Source organism: Hansschlegelia zhihuaiae, from assembly GCF_004103825.1.
In the GTDB taxonomy this organism is placed as follows: Bacteria; Pseudomonadota; Alphaproteobacteria; order Rhizobiales; family Methylopilaceae; genus Methylopila; species Methylopila zhihuaiae.
Genome location: NZ_RYFI01000001.1, coordinates 173,741 through 191,161 on the forward strand (window position 1 = coordinate 173,741; position 17,421 = coordinate 191,161).

Genomic DNA, 17,421 nt, shown 5'->3' on the forward strand with positions numbered 1-17,421 from the left:
GGACCCCTTACGCGCCGCGGCCTTCGAGGCCGAGGCCGAGCGCCAGCGCCTCGAGCCGCATCGCGGCGCGCCCGTCGCCGCCGAATTTCTCGCGCGCGCTCTTCAGCGCCTCGCGGGCCTTCTCGACGTCGCCGAGCGCCGCGCGGGCACGCACCAGCCTGAGCCACTCGCCGACGTCGCCGCCGTCCTTCGACAGGCGCTCGCCTAGGCCGTCGACCATCGTGCGGATCATGGCCATCCGCTCCTCGGGCGTCTTGGGCTGCTCCATCGCCGACTTCGAGGGCATCGGCATCGCGGGCACGTCGGCGATGCGCTGCAGTTCGCCCCTCAGCGCCTCGAGATAGGGCGCATCCTCCGGCGCCTTGGCGACCAGCGGCCTCAGCCGCGCCACCGCGCCCGCCATGTCGCCGTCCTGCTCGGCGGCGCGGGCGAGATAGAACGAGCCCTTGACCGAAGGATCGTCGCCCGCGACCGAGGCCTCGAAGGCCTCGCGGGCGCCAGCCGTGACGACGCCGTCGGCGGCCGCGAACAGCGCCTCGCCGAGATCGGCCTGCCGGTCGGGCGTGGAGCCCAGAAGCCGGATGGCGTTCGCGTAAGCCGTCGCTGCGTCCTGCGGACGGCCGAGCCGCATATAGACCGGCGCGACCACGGCGTAGCCCCGGCCGTCATTGGGGTTCTTGGCGATCGCCGCCTCGACCCGCATCGCGAGGTCGGCGAGGTTCTGCAGGTCCGGCGTCTCGCTCTGGCGCGAGGCCAGCGGAAGGTCTGGCAGGTCCGGCTTGCCGAGCGCGCCGTAGAAGCCGAGCGACACCGCCGGGATCACGACGAGCGCCGCGAGCGCCGCGATGCGCCGCCGCCGGGTCGCGCCTTCGGTCGCGACGATCTCGTCGGCGCGCTCGGAGGCCGCGATCAGCCTGCGCGCCACCTCGGTCCGCGCGCCCTCGGCCTCGCGCTCGTCGATCAGTCCGCGCGCCCGATCACGCCCGATCTCGTCGATCTGGTCGCGATAGACCGCGGCGTCGGCCTCCGCGTCGGCGGTCGCCGTCCGCCCGCGCGCAAGCGCGCCGAGCACGACAAACGCCGCCGCGCCGGTCATCAGCGCGAAGGTCAGCCAGAGAGCGGTCATTAATCCGTTCGTTTCCTTCCCTGGGCCTGTAATTAGAAGCGTTCGACGCCCGCGGGAAGAGACACGCGGTCGCGCGGGGCCCGCCGGGTCCGCGAAAAAACGTGATCGACGTGGCTGATCGCACGGCTTTCCCGCCATATAGAGTGGCGTTCCCGCCTCTTCCCTCGCTTCTCCATCCGGAACGGGCCTTGATCTCTCGCGACCTCCTGTCCGCCGTCCTGAGACGCCGCCGTCCTCGCGACATCTGGTCCGCCCCCGAGACCGCGCCCGAAAGCTGCGACGTCGCCGTGGTCGGAGGCGGGGTCCGGGCGCTCGGCGTCGCCCGCGCCTGCGCGACCGCCGGCGCGAAGGTCGCGCTGTTCGCGTCGGGCGAGATCGCGGCGGCCGGCGACGAGCGCGCCTGGCCGGTCGTGCGCGCGGCGCATGTCGACAGGCTGCGGTCCGCGACCGACGCCGCGGCCCCTGCGATGCTGCGCCGCGTGGCGAGAAGCCTTGGCGGCGTTCCGATCGACGTCTCGGGCTGCCTCACGCTCGCCGAGGATTCCGAGGCCCTGGGCCGCGCTGCGGCGCGGATCAAGGCGGACGGGGCCGGCGCCTGGATGGTGCCGGAGCGTGAAGTCGTGGCGCTGAGCCCGCCGCTCGCAGGCTTCTCCCACGCAGCGCTCTACGAGCAGGCCGCGATCACCGTTGACGCCGACGCGCTCGCTCTGGCCCTTGCGGGAGCAGCCGTGGCCGCCGGGGCGCGGCTGTTCGCAGGCCTCGGGGCGACCGCGCTCGAGCGCGACGGCCCGGCCGCGACGGGTCTTCTGCTCGGCGACCGCGCAGTGCGCGCCGGCGCGATCGTGCTCGCCGACGACTTCGCGGCGATCCGGCTGATCCGGGAAGGCAATGGCCGCCTCTCACTGACCCGCGAGGAGCGCGTGACGCTCGTCACCTCGGGCGGCGCGCCCGCGATCGGACCGGCGCTCGCCGTCGAGGACCTCAGGATCTCGCGCGACCGAGCCGGCGCGCTCTCGGTTTCGGGCCCGCTCGGAGCCGACGCGCTGGCGCGCCGCCTGCTCGTCCTCGCCCCTGCGCTCGCCGGACTGACCGTCACCGACACGGAGCCCGTGACGGTCTGGACGGGCGTCGACGGCCAGCCGCAGATCGGGGCGGCCGGAATCGACGGCGTCTGGCTCGCGCTGGGCTTCGGCCGCGAGGCGCTGTCGCTCGCGCTGCCCGCAGCCGAGCATCTCGCCGCCGCGATGTCCGGCGATCGCGGTTCGCCGGCCTTCGAGCCGTTCGCGCCGACCCGCGGTCCGGGCCTGCGCCTCGAGGAGCTGGTGCGATGAGCGGCCCCTATCGCCTGCCCTCCTCCGCGCCGAGCCGGTTCGGATCGGAGGTCGACCGCGCCGAGCCGGTGGGATTCCGGTTTGGCGGCCGCGCGCTCTCGGGGCTCTATGGCGACACGCTCGCGAGCGCGCTCGCGGCCTCAGGCGTCGCCGTGCTGGGGAGCAGTCCGCTGCTCGGCCGACCGCGCGGCCTCATGGGGCTCGGCCTCGAGGACCACATGCCGCTCGCGCTCGAGGGGGACCACGGCCCGTGGAGCATGGTCTCGGGCGACGAGATCGTGGTTCGCGAGGGCCTCAGGGCGCGCGCCCAGGGACTCGGGCAGACGCTCCGCCGCCTCGCCGCCCCGGCCGCCGCCGACCGGCGGGCGCTGCCGGTGGTTCAGCAGATGATCGAGCGGCTGCGCCGCGCGCTTCCGCTGCCCGCCCCGCGGCTGCCGGCGGGGGAGGCTTTCGCCGACGCCCGGCGCGAGACCTGCGACGTGCTGATCGTGGGCGCAGGCCTCGCGGGGCTTTCGGCCGCCGCGGCCCTGCGCTCGGCCGGCCTCGACGTCCGCATGGTCGAGGCGTCGCACCGCCCCGGCGGGATCGCCGACCTCTATGACGGCCGGATCGACGGTCGACCGCTCGCCGAATGGGCCGCGACGCGGGCCTCCGCGCTCCGCGACCGTGGCGTGCTTCGTCTCTCCGCCACGGCGATCGCAATCGATCACGATGGCTCGGTGACGGTGATCGAGCGTCCCGAGCCGCAGCGACCGGGCCGCGTGTCGCTGCGGCTGATTTCGGCCGGCGCCGTCGTGGTCGCGACCGGTTTCCGGGAGCGGCCTCTGGTCTTCGCCGACAACGACCGGCCGGGCGTGACGCTGGCGACGACGGCCCGGGCGCTGCTGCGCCGGCACGCCGTGGCGCCGGGCCGGAAGGCGCTGGTCGCGACGTCGAGCGACGAGGGCTACCGCACGGCGATGGATCTGCGGGACGCCGGCGTCTCGGTCCAGATGGCGCTCGACGCCCGCGACGATCCGCAGGGGTCGGTCTTCGACATCGCCAAGGCGCTCGGCGCGCCCATCAGCCTGTCGACGCTCGTCACGGGCGTCGAATATGAGGAGCGCAAGGGCGGCCTGACGGGCGTGCGCGCCCAGAACCGCTTCGGCGAGGGCGCGAGCGCAGGCGCGCGGGTGCTTTCGGCGGACGTCCTCATCGTCTCGGGCGGGTTCGCGCCGCGCGACGAGCTTCTCCGCGGGACGGGGCTCGACGCAGAACACGGCGTCCATGCCGCGTTGAGGGGGCCGAACGCCATCGAGGCGGTCGCGGGCGGCTGGGCGGCGGGCGCCGCCGCGGCGGCCCAGCTCGGAGCCCCGCTTTCGGGCGCAGAGCCCGAGGTCGAGGTCATGCCGGACGAGCCGGGCGAGATCGTGCCGCCGTCGCCCGAAAGCTTCCGCGGGCCGGGCGCCGACGGCGCCTTCGTGGATTTCGCGGCCGACGTGACGCTTGGCGACCTGCTGCGCGCCGTCGAGCGCCGCGGGCCCGCCCCCGCCGCGATCTCGCGCCGCCTCGGGCTGACGCTCGGCCCCGACGCCGGGCGGCTGTCCGCGGATCTCGCCGCGATCGCGTTCCGGGCGCTTGGCGGGCCGGGCGACGTCGCCGGTCCCGCGGCCGGGCGGCCGACGCTGAACTTGCTCGCGGCGCGGGCGAAGGTCAGAGACTGAGACGCCGCGTCTGTCGAACGGCGGCGCGCTCAAACGGCGGGCAGCGTCAGTTCACCCCTGAGCCCGCCCTCCGGCGCGCGGCCGAGCGTGAGCCTTCCGCCATACATCGAGGCGAGTTCGCTCACGATGGCGAGGCCGAGACCGGAGCCCGGCTTGGTCTCGTCGAGCCGGCGCCCGCGCGCGAGCACATGAGCGGATTGCTCCGGGGTCAGCCCTGGACCGTCGTCGTCGACGAAGATGCGGATCGCGCGGTCCGACTTGCCGCCCTTGCCCTCGGCCGTCTCGGCCGAGATCGACACCAGGTTGCGCGTCCATTTGCAGGCGTTGTCGACGAGGTTGCCGACCATCTCCTCGAGGTCCTGCCGCTCACAGCGAGCCCGGAGGTCGTCCGCGATCGAGACCGTCATCGCGAGATCCCGGTCGCGGTGAATCTTCTCCATGGTGCGCGCCAGCCCTTCGACGATCGGGCGGAGCTCGCTCGTCTCGCCCGCGAAGGCGATGCCCGCCGAGAGCCGCGCGCGCTCCAGATGATGGTCGATCTGCCGCCGCATCAGCAGAGCCTGCTCCCGCACCTTGTCGGCGAACGGCCCCTCGCCCGCGTTCGACTCGTTGGCGATGACCGAGAGCGGCGTCTTAAGGCCATGCGCGAGGTTGCCGACATGGGTGCGCGCCCGCTCCACGATCTCGCGGTTGGAGTCGATCAGCGCGTTGAGCTCGGCGGCCAGCGGCGCGATCTCCCTGGGGAACGCGCCGTCTAGACGCGCCCGGCCGCCAGTGCGGATCTCGACGAGCTGGGCGCGCATCCTCGACAGCGGGCGGAGGCCGAAGCCGACCTGGAAGCCGGTCGTCACCACGAGACCGAGACCGAGCAGCGCGAAGGTCACGAGCAGCGCGAAGTTGAAGTCGGCGACATCCTTTTCGATCTCGCCCGAGGCCGCGCCGATCGCGATCAGATAGCGGCCGTCCTGACCGAGGTCGATGATGCGCTCGACCATGCGCAGCCGACGTCCTTCGGGGCCCACGGCGTAGCCGTCGCGGGCGGTCGGCGAATTGCCGGCGTCGGGCAGACGGGGCAGTTGATCCTCGAACAGCGATTTCGACGTCGTGGCTTCCGGCGGGTCGCGGTCGAGCCGCGTGATCTGCCAGTACCAGCCGGACAGCGGCAGCTCGAAGCGCGGCTCCCCGAACGAGCCCGGGTCGTCGCGTCCGAAGCTGCCATCCGCGACCCCCGTCACGAGCGTCTTCAGATAGACGTGCAGACGCTGGTCGAAGGCGCGCTCCACCGACCGGACGTAATAGGAGGAGAGCAGCACGCCGCCGATAACCAGGATCGCGGTCGCCCAGATCGCCGCCGACCCGAACAGGCGTGACGCGATCGAGGCCGGCCGGCGCCGGCGTTCTGCGCGCGTCCCCGCCTCCGCCGCCGGAGCCGCAGCGGCCGGCCCCGTCTCGGCGTGGACGCTCATGGGCTGTCGGCGCTCAGGAGATAGCCGAGACCGCGCACGGTCTGGATGACGTCGGAGCCGAGCTTCTTGCGCAGCCGTCCGACGAATACCTCGATCGTGTTGGAGTCGCGGTCGAAATCCTGGTCGTAGAGGTGCTCGACCAGTTCGGTGCGCGACACCACCCGGCCCTGATGGTGCATCAGATAGGCCAGAAGCCGGTATTCGTGGCTGGTGAGCTTTATGGCGCTGCCGTCGACCGTCACCCGACCCGAACGGGTGTCGAGCCGGACAAGGCCGCAATTGAGCTCGCTCGAGGCATGGCCGCTCGCGCGCCGCAGCAGCGCGCGGATGCGCGCGAGGATCTCCTCCATGTGGAAGGGCTTCGCGACATAGTCGTCGGCTCCGGCGTCGAAGCCCTGCACCTTGTCGGACCAGCGGTCGCGCGCCGTCAGGATCAGCACCGGCGTCGTCTTGCCGTCGCGCCGCCACTGCTCGAGCACCGAGATGCCGTCCATCTTGGGCAGTCCGATATCGAGAACGATCGCGTCATAGGGTTCGGTGTCCCCGAGGAAATGCCCCTCCTCGCCGTCCTGCGCACGGTCGACGGCGTAGCCCGCCTCCTCCAGCGCGGCGACGATCTGGCGGTTGAGATCGGGATCGTCCTCGACGACGAGCAGGCGCATGGCTTTAGGTCCCGACTTGTGAGGCGCGCCTGGAGGCGACGCGAAGCGGCCGTTCAGCGGTCGCGGCGCTCATCGCACGCCCACCAGCTTGCCGTTCGCCGCCTCGACGCGCACCCGCGCGACGCGGCCGTCCGTGTTGAGCAGAGTGAGCTCGTAGGCGAGCGCGCCGTCATAGGTGCAGAGCTTGTAGTCGATCACCTCGCCGTCCCACGCCTCGCGCGCGGCCCGCATCGCCTTGACCAGGGTGACGGCGCGGTTGGCGCGGATCGCGCCGCGCGCTTCGCGGGCCGACAGGCAGTCCTTGCCACCGCTGGAATCTGCTGCGCGTGCGGCCGCGCGGGCGCGCTCCAGTCCCTGAAGCCGCGGGTCGGCGGCGCGCGCCGCCGCGCGGGCCCGTTCGATCTCGTCTTCGGCCTCCTTGTCGTCGGCGGGGGCCGCGGATCGGGACTCGCCGTCGGCGTCCTTCGGCCCAGGGGGCGCCAGCAGGACGGCGGGCGACCCGCCGGGCGCGACCACGACCGGCCGGCCGTCGCCCGGGACCCTGCCCCGGTCCGACTGTCCCGGCGGCGCGACCGCGGGGCGGGCGTCGCTCGGATCCCGGTCCGACTGCCCCGGAGGGGCGGCGACGGACTGGTCCTGAGCGGACGCGGGCCCCCCCGCGCAGAACAGAAACATCAGCGCGGCCAGCCCGACTGATCGAGGCGACGACATGCACGTCTTGTGCTGGAGGCGCCCTGAACCCACGATGAATGTTCGCTCCCGCCATTGACGGCCTATGACCAAGTATGGACGCCTGAGCGTCCGCGCCAACCCCGTCAGCGTTCTGCGCCTGCTTCGGCGCGCTCAACCCTGGCGAGCCGTTCGCGGAGGTCGAGGATCACGTCGCGCGCGCCGTAGACCCCGCCGAGAGCGGATTTGAGCTCGTCGAGCTGCCTCTGGACCGAGGCGATCGCGGCGTCCTGGCCGCGCCAGCGCTCCTGGTGCTCGCCGCGCGGCACCACCGCCTCGCCGGCCGCGCGGGCGCGTCGCTCCAGCTCGGCGACGGCTGCGTCGACGCGCGCGAAGCGGGCGTCGAGGTCCTGCCGCCCGACCAGCCGGTCGCTTTCATAGGTCGCCTTGAACTCCGCGAAGCCCGAGGTCCTGACCGCCTCGCGCGTCAGGCGGTCGTAGTCGCGCTCGAGCCTCGCCAGCGCGTCGTCGACCGGCGCCTTGGCGAGCTGGCCGCCCGCGGTCACAATCGCGAGCACGACGCCCATCGCCGAGACGATGGTCGCCCAGGGCGTTCGCGAGCGTTCGTCGAGCTTGGTGGAGAGACCCGCGAGTTGCGCCGACACCTCCCCGATCCGCCCGGTGAACAGCTGGTTGAGGTCGTGGACGCCGCGCTCGAGCCCATAGACCCGCTGCTCGAGCGCGGCGAGCTTGGCGTCGTCGCGCAGGCCGCGCTCGACGACGTCGCGAACCGCCGAGGCCGACGCCATCACCCCAGCGTCACTTCAGCGGGCGGGTGGTGGTGGCTCGACCATGCCAGGCGTAGGCCGCGCCCGCGAGCGACACGAGCGTCGAGAGCGCGGTGGCGGCGTCGCCCTGGGCGATCTCGACGCCGGCCAGCCGGCCGATCGCGACCAGGAGGGGCGCGCCGGCCGCGATCACGAGGCCGCGGATCGTCTGGCTGTCGAAACGCGAGACCGGCGCGAGCGCCGGGGCGATGCGCGGGTCGCGCGCCACGTCGGCGGCCGCCTGCGAGGCCTTGGTCACGATGCGCCCCGCGCTCGGCGGCTGGGCCGCCGCGGTCTCGCGCAGCGCCGACGCGACCACGTCGGCGACCACCCGTTCGAGCTTCGGGCGGGTGATGGAGGTGTCGGGCATCTGCGGCTCCTTGAATTTTGGTCGAGGGTCACGCCGCGAGCAGCGCGGCGGTCCGGTCGCGGAACAGGTCGCCGACGGCGCGCGCGCCGACGACGCCGGGATCGAAGGCGAGGCGCGAGACGTCCCATTTGCCGCGCTGGCGCACGCCAAGCTCGCTCTCGACCTCGGCATGGCTGAGCACGGTCCTGCGCGTCACCGGGATGCGGTAGGCGCGGCAGATGTCTGCGAGGACTGGCGGCAGCCGATCCCACTGGACCGGCGTCATCGGCGCGGAGCCTGCGTGGAACGGCCGCTCGACGGCGCCCGCCATGCAGCAGAGCGCGACGCCGACGAAGCCGCGGTTGAGATTGAGCGTGTGGGCCGCGTAGGCGCCGTCAGCCGTCGAGGCGTTGGCGGCGATCGAATGCGTCCCCCGGACGAGCCGGCCGTCGCCTTCGATCAGCACGTGATAGTGGGCGCGGTCCAGTGCGGAGGCGCGGTGGCCGCCAGCCGTCCAGTGCGCCACGATTCCGCGCATGGCGGCGGGCGGCGTCCAGTCGGCCGGCAGCGCGCGTCCGGCGGCGCGCGGCGAACCATCCGGGTCCGCTGCGAGCGCCGCGGACGTGATTGGTCCGACGATCCCGTCGGCCGCAAGCCCCCGCGCCCTCTGGAAAGCCCGGATCGCGGCGACGGTGCGCGGCCCCCGCACGCCATCGAGCGGGCCGGGATCGAAGCCGAGCGCGGCCAGCCGTCGCTGGAGCTCCAGCACGGTCATGACGAAATCTCCAGGAAATGAGCGTCGGCCCTTCCGGCTCAACGGGATTTGCGTAGCGCGAGCGAGGGAGCCCCTGCACAATCGGGGCATGAACACATTCGCCAGATGGACGACGTTCGCACTTGCGACCGCCGTGGCGGCGATCGCAGGGGCGTTGCTGCTGCTGGTGATGGGCCGGCTTTACGGCGGGCTGCTGTCGCCCGAATTCACCTTCGGCGCGCTGGTCGCGTTCTGCGTTGGCGTAACCCTGGCCTCGATCGCCTACGGCTCGAAACTCGAAGACGAGCGGGCTGCGATCGAGGCGGCCGAGGCGGCGCTCATGGAGGGTCCGATCGAGCCGGAGGAAAGGCCGGACCGGTGAGGCCAGCCTTCGAAGGCGCTCCGAAGGAGGCGCGGCTCTTCGCTGCTCCAGGCGACGGCCGGCTCTCGGCCAGAGCTCAGCTCGTCACCTATACGAGACGACCCAGACTTCGCCCCGCGCGCCGTCGCCGCCCTTGCCCGACGACAGGCCGTTGCGGGCCGCGCCGCCGCCGCCGCCCAGACCGCCCGGCGCGCCGCCATTGCCGCCGGCGCCGCCATTGACCGCGGCCCCACCCGCGCCGCCGGAGCCGCCGGCCCCGCTTGCGAGCAGGAAGGTCTGCGACCATGCCGCCCCGGCGGCTCCGCCGGCGCCGTCGCTTGCGCCGCCGGCCGCGCCGTTGAGGTAATTGCCCGTGCCGGGCGACGAGGCGCCGGTGCCGCCGCCCGCGCCGAACACATTGGCGGCCGACACGCCGCCGCCTCCTCCGCCGCCGCAGGCGAAGCGGCCGGGCGCGTGGGTCGCGACGCCGCCGGCCCCGACATTGCCCGCGCCTCCGGCGATGTCCTGGCAGGGCGGAAGGCAGTTCCAGCCGTTCAGCACGCCGCCATTGACCGTCCCGGTCGAGCCCCCGAGGCCGTAGGCGTTCGATCCGAAGCCGAGCGCGCCGCTCGGATTGGCCCTGAGATAGGCCCCGAAGGCGCTGACGCCGCCGAGCGCGCCGTTCGCGCCGTTCGCGTCGTTCGTGCTGCGCGCCGCGCCGCCCGCGCCGCCGGCGCCGACCGCAATCGCGACCGTCGCCGTCAGATCCGCGGCCGGGAACTCGGCCATGCAGATCGTGCCGGGCGCGCCGCCGGAGCCGCCCGAGGCCGCGGCGCCCGGACCCCGGGTGGCGCCGGACCCGCCTCCGCCGCCGCCCGAGATCGCGATCACGGCGACGCGCGACGCCCAGGCGGGCTTTGTCCAGGTCCCCGCCGAGGTGAACTTGTCAATCTTCACGCGCTGGGTCGCGGGCGTCTCCACCGCTCCGGTCGCGGCGTCGACGGTGAGCGCGCTGATCCACGAAGAGCCGTCGCCCGAGACCTTCAGGCTGAAATCGTCGGAGCCCGCCAGCCCGAACTCCGCGCGTCCGGAAAAGCCTGTCTGGAACAGGAGGCTCGCCGTGTCGCCGGCCGCCGCCCTGTTGAGCTTCACCTGCACCCCGGCGCCGTCGTGATTGAACAGCACCGCCTCGGAGGCGACCGCCACCCGGTTGGTGAGGTCCGCCGTCGCATTGACCCCGAGCCTCGTCAGCGCCTCAAGGCTCGACAGCGAGCCGAGCGCGGAGACCCAGCTCCCCGACAGCCGGACCAGCAGTTCGCCTTCATCCGCCACATAGGCGAGCCAGCCGGGCTTCGGCTCGATGAAGACCCAGGCGCCGTCGAGGAAGGCCGCGATCCGCCCGTCCCGCCCGCTCCAGGCGCCGGTCGCGCCTTCGGCCACGACGTGGCGGTCGCCCTCTCCGGGGTCTTCGGGCGGCTCGGTCCTCGTCCGGTCGAGCGCGCCGAGCTGCACGATCGCGTCGAGCCGCCGGAACGCCTCGTTGACCGTGACGTGCTTCTGCGCCTGGGCGGGCGCGAGATAGCCGAGGCCGAGATGCGGGCTGTCGGACATCTTGTATCTCTGTGGTTGGACGTGGCGCGCCGCCGTCATGTCCCGGCCTTGAGCCGGGACCGATTTTTCGCGGCTGCTTCCGAAAAGAGCGCGCGGGCTGTCTTGCTCGGATTGAGCCGAATGGGTCCCGGCTCAAGGCCGGGACATGAGCGTGGCGTTACAGCGCGAAGGTTCCCTGCGTCGGCAGGCCGGGACCGACGACGGCGGAAAGCTGGCGGACCGCGATCTCCAGCAACGCAGGCGGAGTGCCGAAATCGGCGAGTTGATCGGCGGCGGCGTAGATCGCGGACGGCGTGTCCGTTTCGATCGTCCGGAGCGTCTCGCCGCCGGAGATCACCTCGACCTCGTAGGCCTCGCTCTCCTCGCCGAGGCGCACGTCCCGCGAGTCGAAATCGTCGCCGCCGATCCGGGTGCGGCGGATCCACGTGATCTCGACGTCGCCCGACGCCACCCGCTTCGCGCCAAGCCGGACCGGCGCCAGCGGCATGAGGCCTCGTGCGCCGATGCGGACGGCTGCTGCGACGTAGGTCGGATCGTTCCTCGCGCGCGAAGCCGGCCCCGCCCGCCAGCCAAGCTCGATGCCGCGCAGCCCCTCGCCGACCTCCGAAGGTGGCGTCCGCGCGTCGATCAGCACGAAGGCGGCGCCCGCGGGCGTCGGGGCGCCGATCGCCTCCTCGGTCCCGAACTGGCCGCGCAGCAGCGTCGCAAGCCGCCAGAAGCCCGGCGCGACGAGCTCCGCGACGCGGAACTGCAGGACCTCCCAGGCGCCGTCGGGCCCCTTGACCGCAGCGAGGTTCACGCCGCCAAGCAGGACGCGCTCGCTCACGCTTTCGAGCGCCTTGTCGCGGCCGATCTCGACCTCCAGCACATTGGTCCGGTCGAACCGCCCGCTGGCGTGGAAGTCGAGCGGCGCCGCGAGCCGCCCCATTGTCGCGGCGCGGCGCAGCACCTGGTCGAGCGCGAAGCGCTCGCCGTCGTCGGAGCGGAACACCGCAACTGGCGACCAGGGCCGCGAATAGACTGCGAGCCGCGGCGCGTGCGCCGGCGCCTCGCCGATCAGCGGCAGGTCCAGCACTTCGAAGACCGGCTGCACCGGCCGGCCCGGCCGCGGCGGCGGGCGGGTCTCGCCCGGGACCGTCGCGACGTCGCGCGCGTCGGGATCGCGGCGCGCCAGCTTTGCGGGCCGGACATATTCCTCGCCGATCTCGTCGAGCCGCATCAGCGTCGTGCGACCATGTGCGGTGAAGACCACGAGGTCGCCGGGCTCGAGCGCGAGCCGGCTCGGCGGCAACGCGAAAGCGCCCGTCTCGCGCGCGACCGAGGCCTCGATCAGCAGCCCGTCGGCGAGCGCCTGGGCCTCCTCGTTGGTCAGCGACAGCGCGAACGCCGCCTCGCGCACCGCCTTGCCTTCGCCCGCGAGCCGCCGCGCCTCGACGGTCCCCTGCCGGAAGTCGCGGTCGGGATCGACATGGCGGAGCTTCAGCGTCTCGGGGACTTCGGAAGCCTGAGCGCGGGTGAGCGTGAAGCCGGGCTTGCGCTCGCCGGGATCGGCGAGGTCGTCGGGCGTCAGCGCCGCGACCGGCGCCTTGCGGCGGTTCGCGATCCGGATCACGCCGCCGCTCGCGGACGCCTCTGCGCCGAAGGCGTCGATCAGCGGCTCGATCGCGTCGCGCGGGCTCATGATTCGTTCGAGCATGTAGCCGCGCACCAGCCCGTCGAGATCGTCGAGTTGAAGGTCCGCACCCAGGCCGCCGGCGATGTCCGCCACCACTTCGCGCAGGCCCGCGACGCCGAGCCGCCCGGTGATCCAGTGCCCGAGCCGCCAGTTCTCCGCGTCCGTCCAGACGTCGGAGAACAGCGGGAAGGCCGCGGGCGGCCGGGCGTCCCAGGTCCACACATGGATGCGGGCCGGGTCGATCATCCGCTCGCCGGTCAGCGACGAGACGGGATTGTGTCCGCCTTCAGGGTCCCAATGCGCGATCTGCGCGGCGAGACAGGCCCGCTGGACGAGGTCGTCGCGCCGCCCGCTGGAGAAATGCGGCAGCGCCGACTCCGACGACTTCGTATCGACGAAGACGTTCGGCTGGTTCGATCCCTTGTCGACCGCGGGGCACCCGATCTCGCAGAACACGATCGGCTTCGACTGCGGGACCCAAGGCGTGGGCGACGCCGCGCGGACGCCGCCCGGCCGGTCGTGATGGGCGCTCTCCCACCAGCTCCGGAAGTCCTTGGTCCGGAAGACCCAGTGCTCGCCATGGGCCGTGTCGACGATCGGCGTGCGAAGTTGAGCCGCGCGGTCGGCGGGGCTGGCGTAGTACCAGTCGAAGCCCTCGCCCCCTTCGATATTGGCGTCGAGATAGCCGGCCTCGGTCGGCCCCTTCCAGCCGGCCTCGGCGTCGAGATGGTCCGCGCCGTCGCGCCAGTCGGCAAGCGGCGTGTAGTTGTCGAGCCCGACGAAATCGATCGCCTCGTCGGCCCAGAGCGGGTCGAGATGGAAGGCGACGTCGTTCGAGCCGTCGGCCGGCCGGTGCGGCGGGAACTCGCTCCAGTCGGCCGCATAGCCGATCCTGACCTCTGGCCCCAGCATCGTCCGCGCATCCGCCGCAAGCGCCTTCAGCCGCGCGACCGCCGGGTAGGAGCCGGGCGCATCGCGCAGCGTCGTAAGGCCGATCATTTCAGTGCCGATCAGGAAGGCGTCGACCCCGCCCGCCGCCTGCGCGATCTTCGCGACATGGAGAATGAAGCGCCGGTAGCTGCGCTCGTCCTCGGACCCGTCGAACGAGACCGTCAGTTCGTCGTCGCGCCAGCCGAAGTCGCCCGGCTCGGCCTCGCCGAAGAAGGCGGCGACGTCGTCGGCGACCGCCGCCGTCCCGTCGGGCGAGCCCGGCTGACCCGGCGCCGGATGGCATGTGACGCGCCCGCGCCAGGGGTAGGCTGCCTGGCGTTCGCCGCCATAGGGGTCGGGCAGCGCGTTGTCGGCCGCCACGTCCATCATGATGAAGGGCGTGACCATGACCTTGAGCCCGCGCGCGGTCATCTCGCGGATCGCCTGATAGACGGAGCGGTCCGCCGGCGCGCCGCCGACCGCAGGGCCGCCGTCGATCAGGCTCACGATCGCGGTCTCGTCGCGCGTCAGCCCGCCGACGCGCCATTGGAAGGGCCGCGTGGTTTTGTCCGCCGTCTCTGCCTTCGGCCAGATCTCGCACTGGCCGACCCGCAGATCCGTGCCGTGCCAGGCGACGATCAGCGAGACGTGGGACACATTCGGCGCGACGGTCTGGAGCTCGTCGAGCGAGGCGATCAGGTCGGCGCGGCCGTCCGCGAGATGGGCGTTCTCGGCCTCCCAGGCGCCGAAGCCGTCGGCGCGCTCCACCACGTCGGTCGCATAGGCGAATTCCGAGGCGCCGGGGATCATTGTGACCGCGGTGACGAGGTCCTCGAGCGCGGGGCGCTCATCCTTCGGCCGTCGGATGACCTCGACGGTGATCTGCGGCACGCGGTTGCCGAAGCGTTCGAGCGGCAGCTCCTCGAACACCAGATAAGCGAGGCCGCGATAGGCTGGCGCGAACTCCTCGCCCTCGACCGCGACGATCTTGGGGTCCGGAAGCTGATCCTCGCCGCCCGTGTAGAGCCGCATCTCGAAGCCGTCGGGCTCGAGAATCTCGCCGTCGGCCCAGACGCGGCCGATCCCGTCGATCGGGCCTTCGCAGAGACCCACGGCGAAGCTGGCCGAATAGGAATAGGTGGTGGTCTCGACCCCGCCGCCGCCCTTGCCGCCATGGCTCTCGGTCTCGGAGGTCTCGCGGAAGCGGCTCGCCCAGATCACCTGCCCGCCGACCCGCATCCGCCCGTAGACGCGCAGGACGGCCGCCCCCTCGACCGAGGTGGTGATCTGCACGTCCTGCAGGCGCGGACCCGAGGTCTTCACCGTCGGGGCGAGCAGCGCCTGGTCGATGGCCGAGCCCGCGAGCCCGCCGATCGCCCCGCCGATCGCAGCGCCCGACAGCGTCGCGCCGAGCAGCGAGATTCCGGCCGGCAGCAACGCGCCGCCGAGCGCCGACCCGATCGCGGTGAAGGCGAGCACGGCCATGGGACGCCTCCCGTCATCCCGGACGGCGGCGAAGCCGCCGAGCCAGGATCGTCATCAGGATCAAGTTTCGGTCTGTTCGCGATCCCGGATCGGCCTGACGGCCGTCCGGGATGACGCTCGCCGCTCTTCCCCCATCCCCGGCGATAGCGAGGAGGGTAGGCTTAGCGATGGCAAGAGAGCGGGATTTCGGCAGCCGTCGCTTACGGGAGGGCGGCACTCCCCGTTTGGAAGAGGTGACTAGGTTAGCGCTTCAGTTTGAATTTAGTCGCTGAAAAGCGGTCGAGGGCCGCCCTAGTCAATAAGTGCCTTTCAGACGCTCTGTCACGACCCTTATCTGCTCAGCTCTTTCGTCACAGGTCAGGGTGTCGGCCGGATCCAAATAGTGATTTTAGCCAGAGGGATGTCGCCAAACAAGCGATATCGAGCCGTCAGCGCGAGGCATCGGCCCCATCGGCCCCATAGGGAACCCCAAGGCTCTCAGCGCTTTATCGTGCTCATCGACCGTCATGCGGCCGCGATGAGATCACGATTCTATTTAAATGCAATTATTAGATGCATGGGCCGCAAGGATATCCACCGGCACCACTGACCACGGCGCATCAATCTCCGGTTCGTCCTCAAGCTCACGCTGCTCCCATGTCGAGGGCACGGCCCGAACTTTTAGGCCGAGCCTTTCGCTAAAGATATGCTCTAAAGCGGCACCGACAGCAGCATGGATACCCTCGTAACCTTTTGCGGAAACGAACAGATCTGGCTCATTCGGGCTTGTGGCCGAAAACATACCAAACTTGCCCTCGCGGATATCAACGCGGACGAGGTGCGCCAGCTGGGGCATTTTCGGGGAGTCCAAGGGTTTGAATCGCATGGTGCGTTTAACTCGGGATGATCATGCGTTTGTCAAGCCCGAAATTCTCGACAGCGACTCACACAACCATAGTTAGATATCATTGGAAAGTCCCTTTAAAATCACTAACGGCCGACATTCCCGGTTCAAGACGAATTCAATGAGGCAATTGAGACACTCTCCAACACCGTAAGGGAGCGTGACACCGCCGGAAACCGGAAGCGCGCCGCGAGACGGTGGAGCCAGACATCCGGGACCTGCGTCTCGGCCACCGCGTGGCCGTCATAGGCGTGGACCATCGTGCGCGGACCGGTCGCGATCCCGCAATGTTTCGCGACGGTCCCGCGCGAGACCCGGAACAACAGCACGTCGCCGGCCGCGATCTCCTGCCCCGGCGCCGGGACCAGCCAGCGCTCCGCCGCGGCGAGCATCAGTTCGCCGGCGCCGTCCTCGGCCCAGCTCCGCGCATAGGGCGGCAGGCCCTCGGGCTCCGGGCCGACCAGCTCGCGCCACACGCCCCGCACGACGCCGAGACAGTCCGCGCCGGCGCCCATGACGCTCGCCTGATGGCGATAGGGCGTCCCGATCCAGGACCGGGCGGCGTCCACGACCTTTTCGGGACAGCAGCTTTTAGCCAACTCTTCATCCGGAGTCTCAGACAAGCCGGCCTCCATCGTGGTCCGGTCCCTGGCGCGCGGGGCGCGCCAGCCAGTCGTTCCCCGGCATCTGCGGAAAGCCACGAAAGTTCAGAATGTTGTCGAAGCGGTCTCGACAGCTGGAGAAGCCCTTGTCGCAGCCGGCCGTCACCGTGAAGGCGTCGCCCTCCGCGATCGGCATGGCGGGCGCCTCGGCGAGCTCGACCGAGCCGCCGGCGTGCCGCCGCACCTCGCAGGCCGCGCCGGAATTGGCGCCCGACGTCCAGACCAGCCGGCCGCGCTCGAAGACGTTTTGGCGATCCTCGAGCGCTTCCGAGACGAAACCCCGGACGCCGACGATCTCTCCGACCGCGCCCTCCGCGTGGTGAACGGGCAGCGTCAGGTCCACCTTGCAGCGGCCGTCGCCGAGGCTGGCGTCGCAGGCGCGCTGGTAGAGCCGGCCGCGCGGCTGGGCGAGCGCATGGGTCAGGCTGCGGAGCTCGGCCGTAAAGGCGCCGCGTTCGCGCGTCACTTCGCCGAGCGTCCCGACGAACAGCACCACGCGACTCGCGGGCTCGCTCCAGTCCACCAGGCTGAGCTCGACCGCCGCCCCGTCATAGGCGCCGCGGGCGAGGTCGGCGTCGGTGATCCCGTCGTCGTCGAGCGCGCCCGCGACCTCCAGCCCGTCGACCGCGAGGCCGAGCGCGGCCTCGGCCGCCGAGGCCGTCATGCCGCTCGCCGCGCGATGCGTGACGCCGCCGACAACGAGGTTGCCGTCGTGATCGGTGAAGCCGAGCGTCTCTCCGTCGCGCCGCGTCACCGTCCAGCAGCGCGCGAAGGTCGTGACGCCCGAGGCGAGCGCCCCCGCCATCAGTTCCGGGATCTGGCGCATGGCCACCCTCGCTTTTCCGGCGCATGGAGCGCCGCCGCCCATGTCCCGGCCTTGAGCCGGGACCCATCCATCGCCGGGCGAGCCATTTCGCGCGGGGTGCC

At 71.9% G+C, this 17,421-nt stretch carries 15 protein-coding genes; 3 read left to right on the forward strand and 12 right to left on the reverse strand.

The features are described 5' to 3' along the window. Nucleotides 1-7: 7 nt before the first annotated feature. Nucleotides 8-1,126: a c-type cytochrome biogenesis protein CcmI gene (gene ccmI / locus EK403_RS00830; protein ID WP_128775612.1), complete on the reverse strand. Its 1,119-nt coding sequence runs from the start codon at nt 1,124-1,126 to the stop codon at nt 8-10. Nucleotides 1,127-1,314: 188 nt separating this feature from the next. Here ccmI and EK403_RS00835 point away from each other — a divergent pair, with 188 nt between their 5' ends. Together EK403_RS00835 and EK403_RS00840 are read left to right on the forward strand one after the other, a co-directional pair. Next, nucleotides 1,315-2,457: an NAD(P)/FAD-dependent oxidoreductase gene (locus tag EK403_RS00835; protein ID WP_164919446.1), complete on the forward strand. Its 1,143-nt coding sequence runs from the start codon at nt 1,315-1,317 to the stop codon at nt 2,455-2,457. Continuing rightward, the gene (locus EK403_RS00840; RefSeq protein WP_128775614.1) at nt 2,454-4,160 is read left to right on the forward strand and encodes an FAD-dependent oxidoreductase; all 1,707 of its coding nucleotides are present in this window, start codon (nt 2,454-2,456) and stop codon (nt 4,158-4,160) included. Before EK403_RS00835 ends, EK403_RS00840 begins: the two co-directional genes overlap by 4 nt. A 29-nt stretch (nt 4,161-4,189) precedes the next feature. On the opposite strand, the gene EK403_RS00845 is transcribed toward EK403_RS00840, so the two are convergent. The 6 genes from EK403_RS00845 to EK403_RS00870 all read right to left on the reverse strand — a co-directional run bounded on the left by EK403_RS00845 (nt 4,190) and on the right by EK403_RS00870 (nt 8,908). Next, a complete protein-coding gene (locus tag EK403_RS00845; protein ID WP_128775615.1) occupies nt 4,190-5,626 on the reverse strand; it encodes an ATP-binding protein in 1,437 nt (478 codons plus the stop codon). Next, nucleotides 5,623-6,288 (reverse strand): response regulator transcription factor, encoded by a 666-nt coding sequence (locus EK403_RS00850; protein ID WP_128775616.1) that lies wholly within the window; start codon nt 6,286-6,288, stop codon nt 5,623-5,625. Before EK403_RS00850 ends, EK403_RS00845 begins: the two co-directional genes overlap by 4 nt. A 69-nt stretch (nt 6,289-6,357) precedes the next feature. Next, nucleotides 6,358-6,999 carry a PepSY domain-containing protein gene (locus EK403_RS00855; protein WP_128775617.1) on the reverse strand — a complete coding sequence of 214 codons (642 nt, stop codon included), beginning with the start codon at nt 6,997-6,999 and terminating at the stop codon, nt 6,358-6,360. Between the two features lie 104 nt (nt 7,000-7,103). Then, nucleotides 7,104-7,766, reverse strand: a complete 663-nt coding sequence (locus EK403_RS00860) for a hypothetical protein (protein WP_128775618.1) — start codon at nt 7,764-7,766, stop codon at nt 7,104-7,106. A gap of 10 nt (nt 7,767-7,776) precedes the next feature. Beyond that, nucleotides 7,777-8,154 carry a hypothetical protein gene (locus EK403_RS00865; RefSeq protein WP_128775619.1) on the reverse strand — a complete coding sequence of 126 codons (378 nt, stop codon included), beginning with the start codon at nt 8,152-8,154 and terminating at the stop codon, nt 7,777-7,779. A 28-nt stretch (nt 8,155-8,182) separates the two neighbouring features. Beyond that, the gene (locus tag EK403_RS00870) at nt 8,183-8,908 is read right to left on the reverse strand and encodes a peptidoglycan recognition protein family protein (RefSeq protein WP_128775620.1); all 726 of its coding nucleotides are present in this window, start codon (nt 8,906-8,908) and stop codon (nt 8,183-8,185) included. A gap of 88 nt (nt 8,909-8,996) precedes the next feature. On the opposite strand from EK403_RS00870, the gene EK403_RS00875 reads away from it, so the two are divergent. Beyond that, nucleotides 8,997-9,269: a hypothetical protein gene (locus tag EK403_RS00875; RefSeq protein ID WP_128775621.1), complete on the forward strand. Its 273-nt coding sequence runs from the start codon at nt 8,997-8,999 to the stop codon at nt 9,267-9,269. Between the two features lie 84 nt (nt 9,270-9,353). Here the strand turns inward: EK403_RS00875 and EK403_RS23560 are convergent, their stop codons facing one another. From EK403_RS23560 to EK403_RS00900, 5 genes are all read right to left on the reverse strand, one after another. Next, the gene (locus tag EK403_RS23560) at nt 9,354-10,859 is read right to left on the reverse strand and encodes a DUF2793 domain-containing protein (RefSeq protein WP_164919447.1); all 1,506 of its coding nucleotides are present in this window, start codon (nt 10,857-10,859) and stop codon (nt 9,354-9,356) included. Between the two features lie 157 nt (nt 10,860-11,016). Continuing rightward, the gene (locus EK403_RS00885; protein ID WP_128775623.1) at nt 11,017-14,949 is read right to left on the reverse strand and encodes a baseplate multidomain protein megatron; all 3,933 of its coding nucleotides are present in this window, start codon (nt 14,947-14,949) and stop codon (nt 11,017-11,019) included. Between the two features lie 535 nt (nt 14,950-15,484). Beyond that, on the reverse strand, nt 15,485-15,784 hold the full coding sequence (locus EK403_RS00890; protein ID WP_128775624.1) for a hypothetical protein: 300 nt from the start codon (nt 15,782-15,784) through the stop codon (nt 15,485-15,487). A gap of 155 nt (nt 15,785-15,939) precedes the next feature. Beyond that, a complete protein-coding gene (locus EK403_RS00895) occupies nt 15,940-16,467 on the reverse strand; it encodes an NlpC/P60 family protein (RefSeq protein ID WP_128775625.1) in 528 nt (175 codons plus the stop codon). Continuing rightward, nucleotides 16,448-17,320 carry a DUF2163 domain-containing protein gene (locus EK403_RS00900; RefSeq protein WP_128775626.1) on the reverse strand — a complete coding sequence of 291 codons (873 nt, stop codon included), beginning with the start codon at nt 17,318-17,320 and terminating at the stop codon, nt 16,448-16,450. Before EK403_RS00900 ends, EK403_RS00895 begins: the two co-directional genes overlap by 20 nt. Between the last annotated feature and the right edge of the window lie 101 nt (nt 17,321-17,421).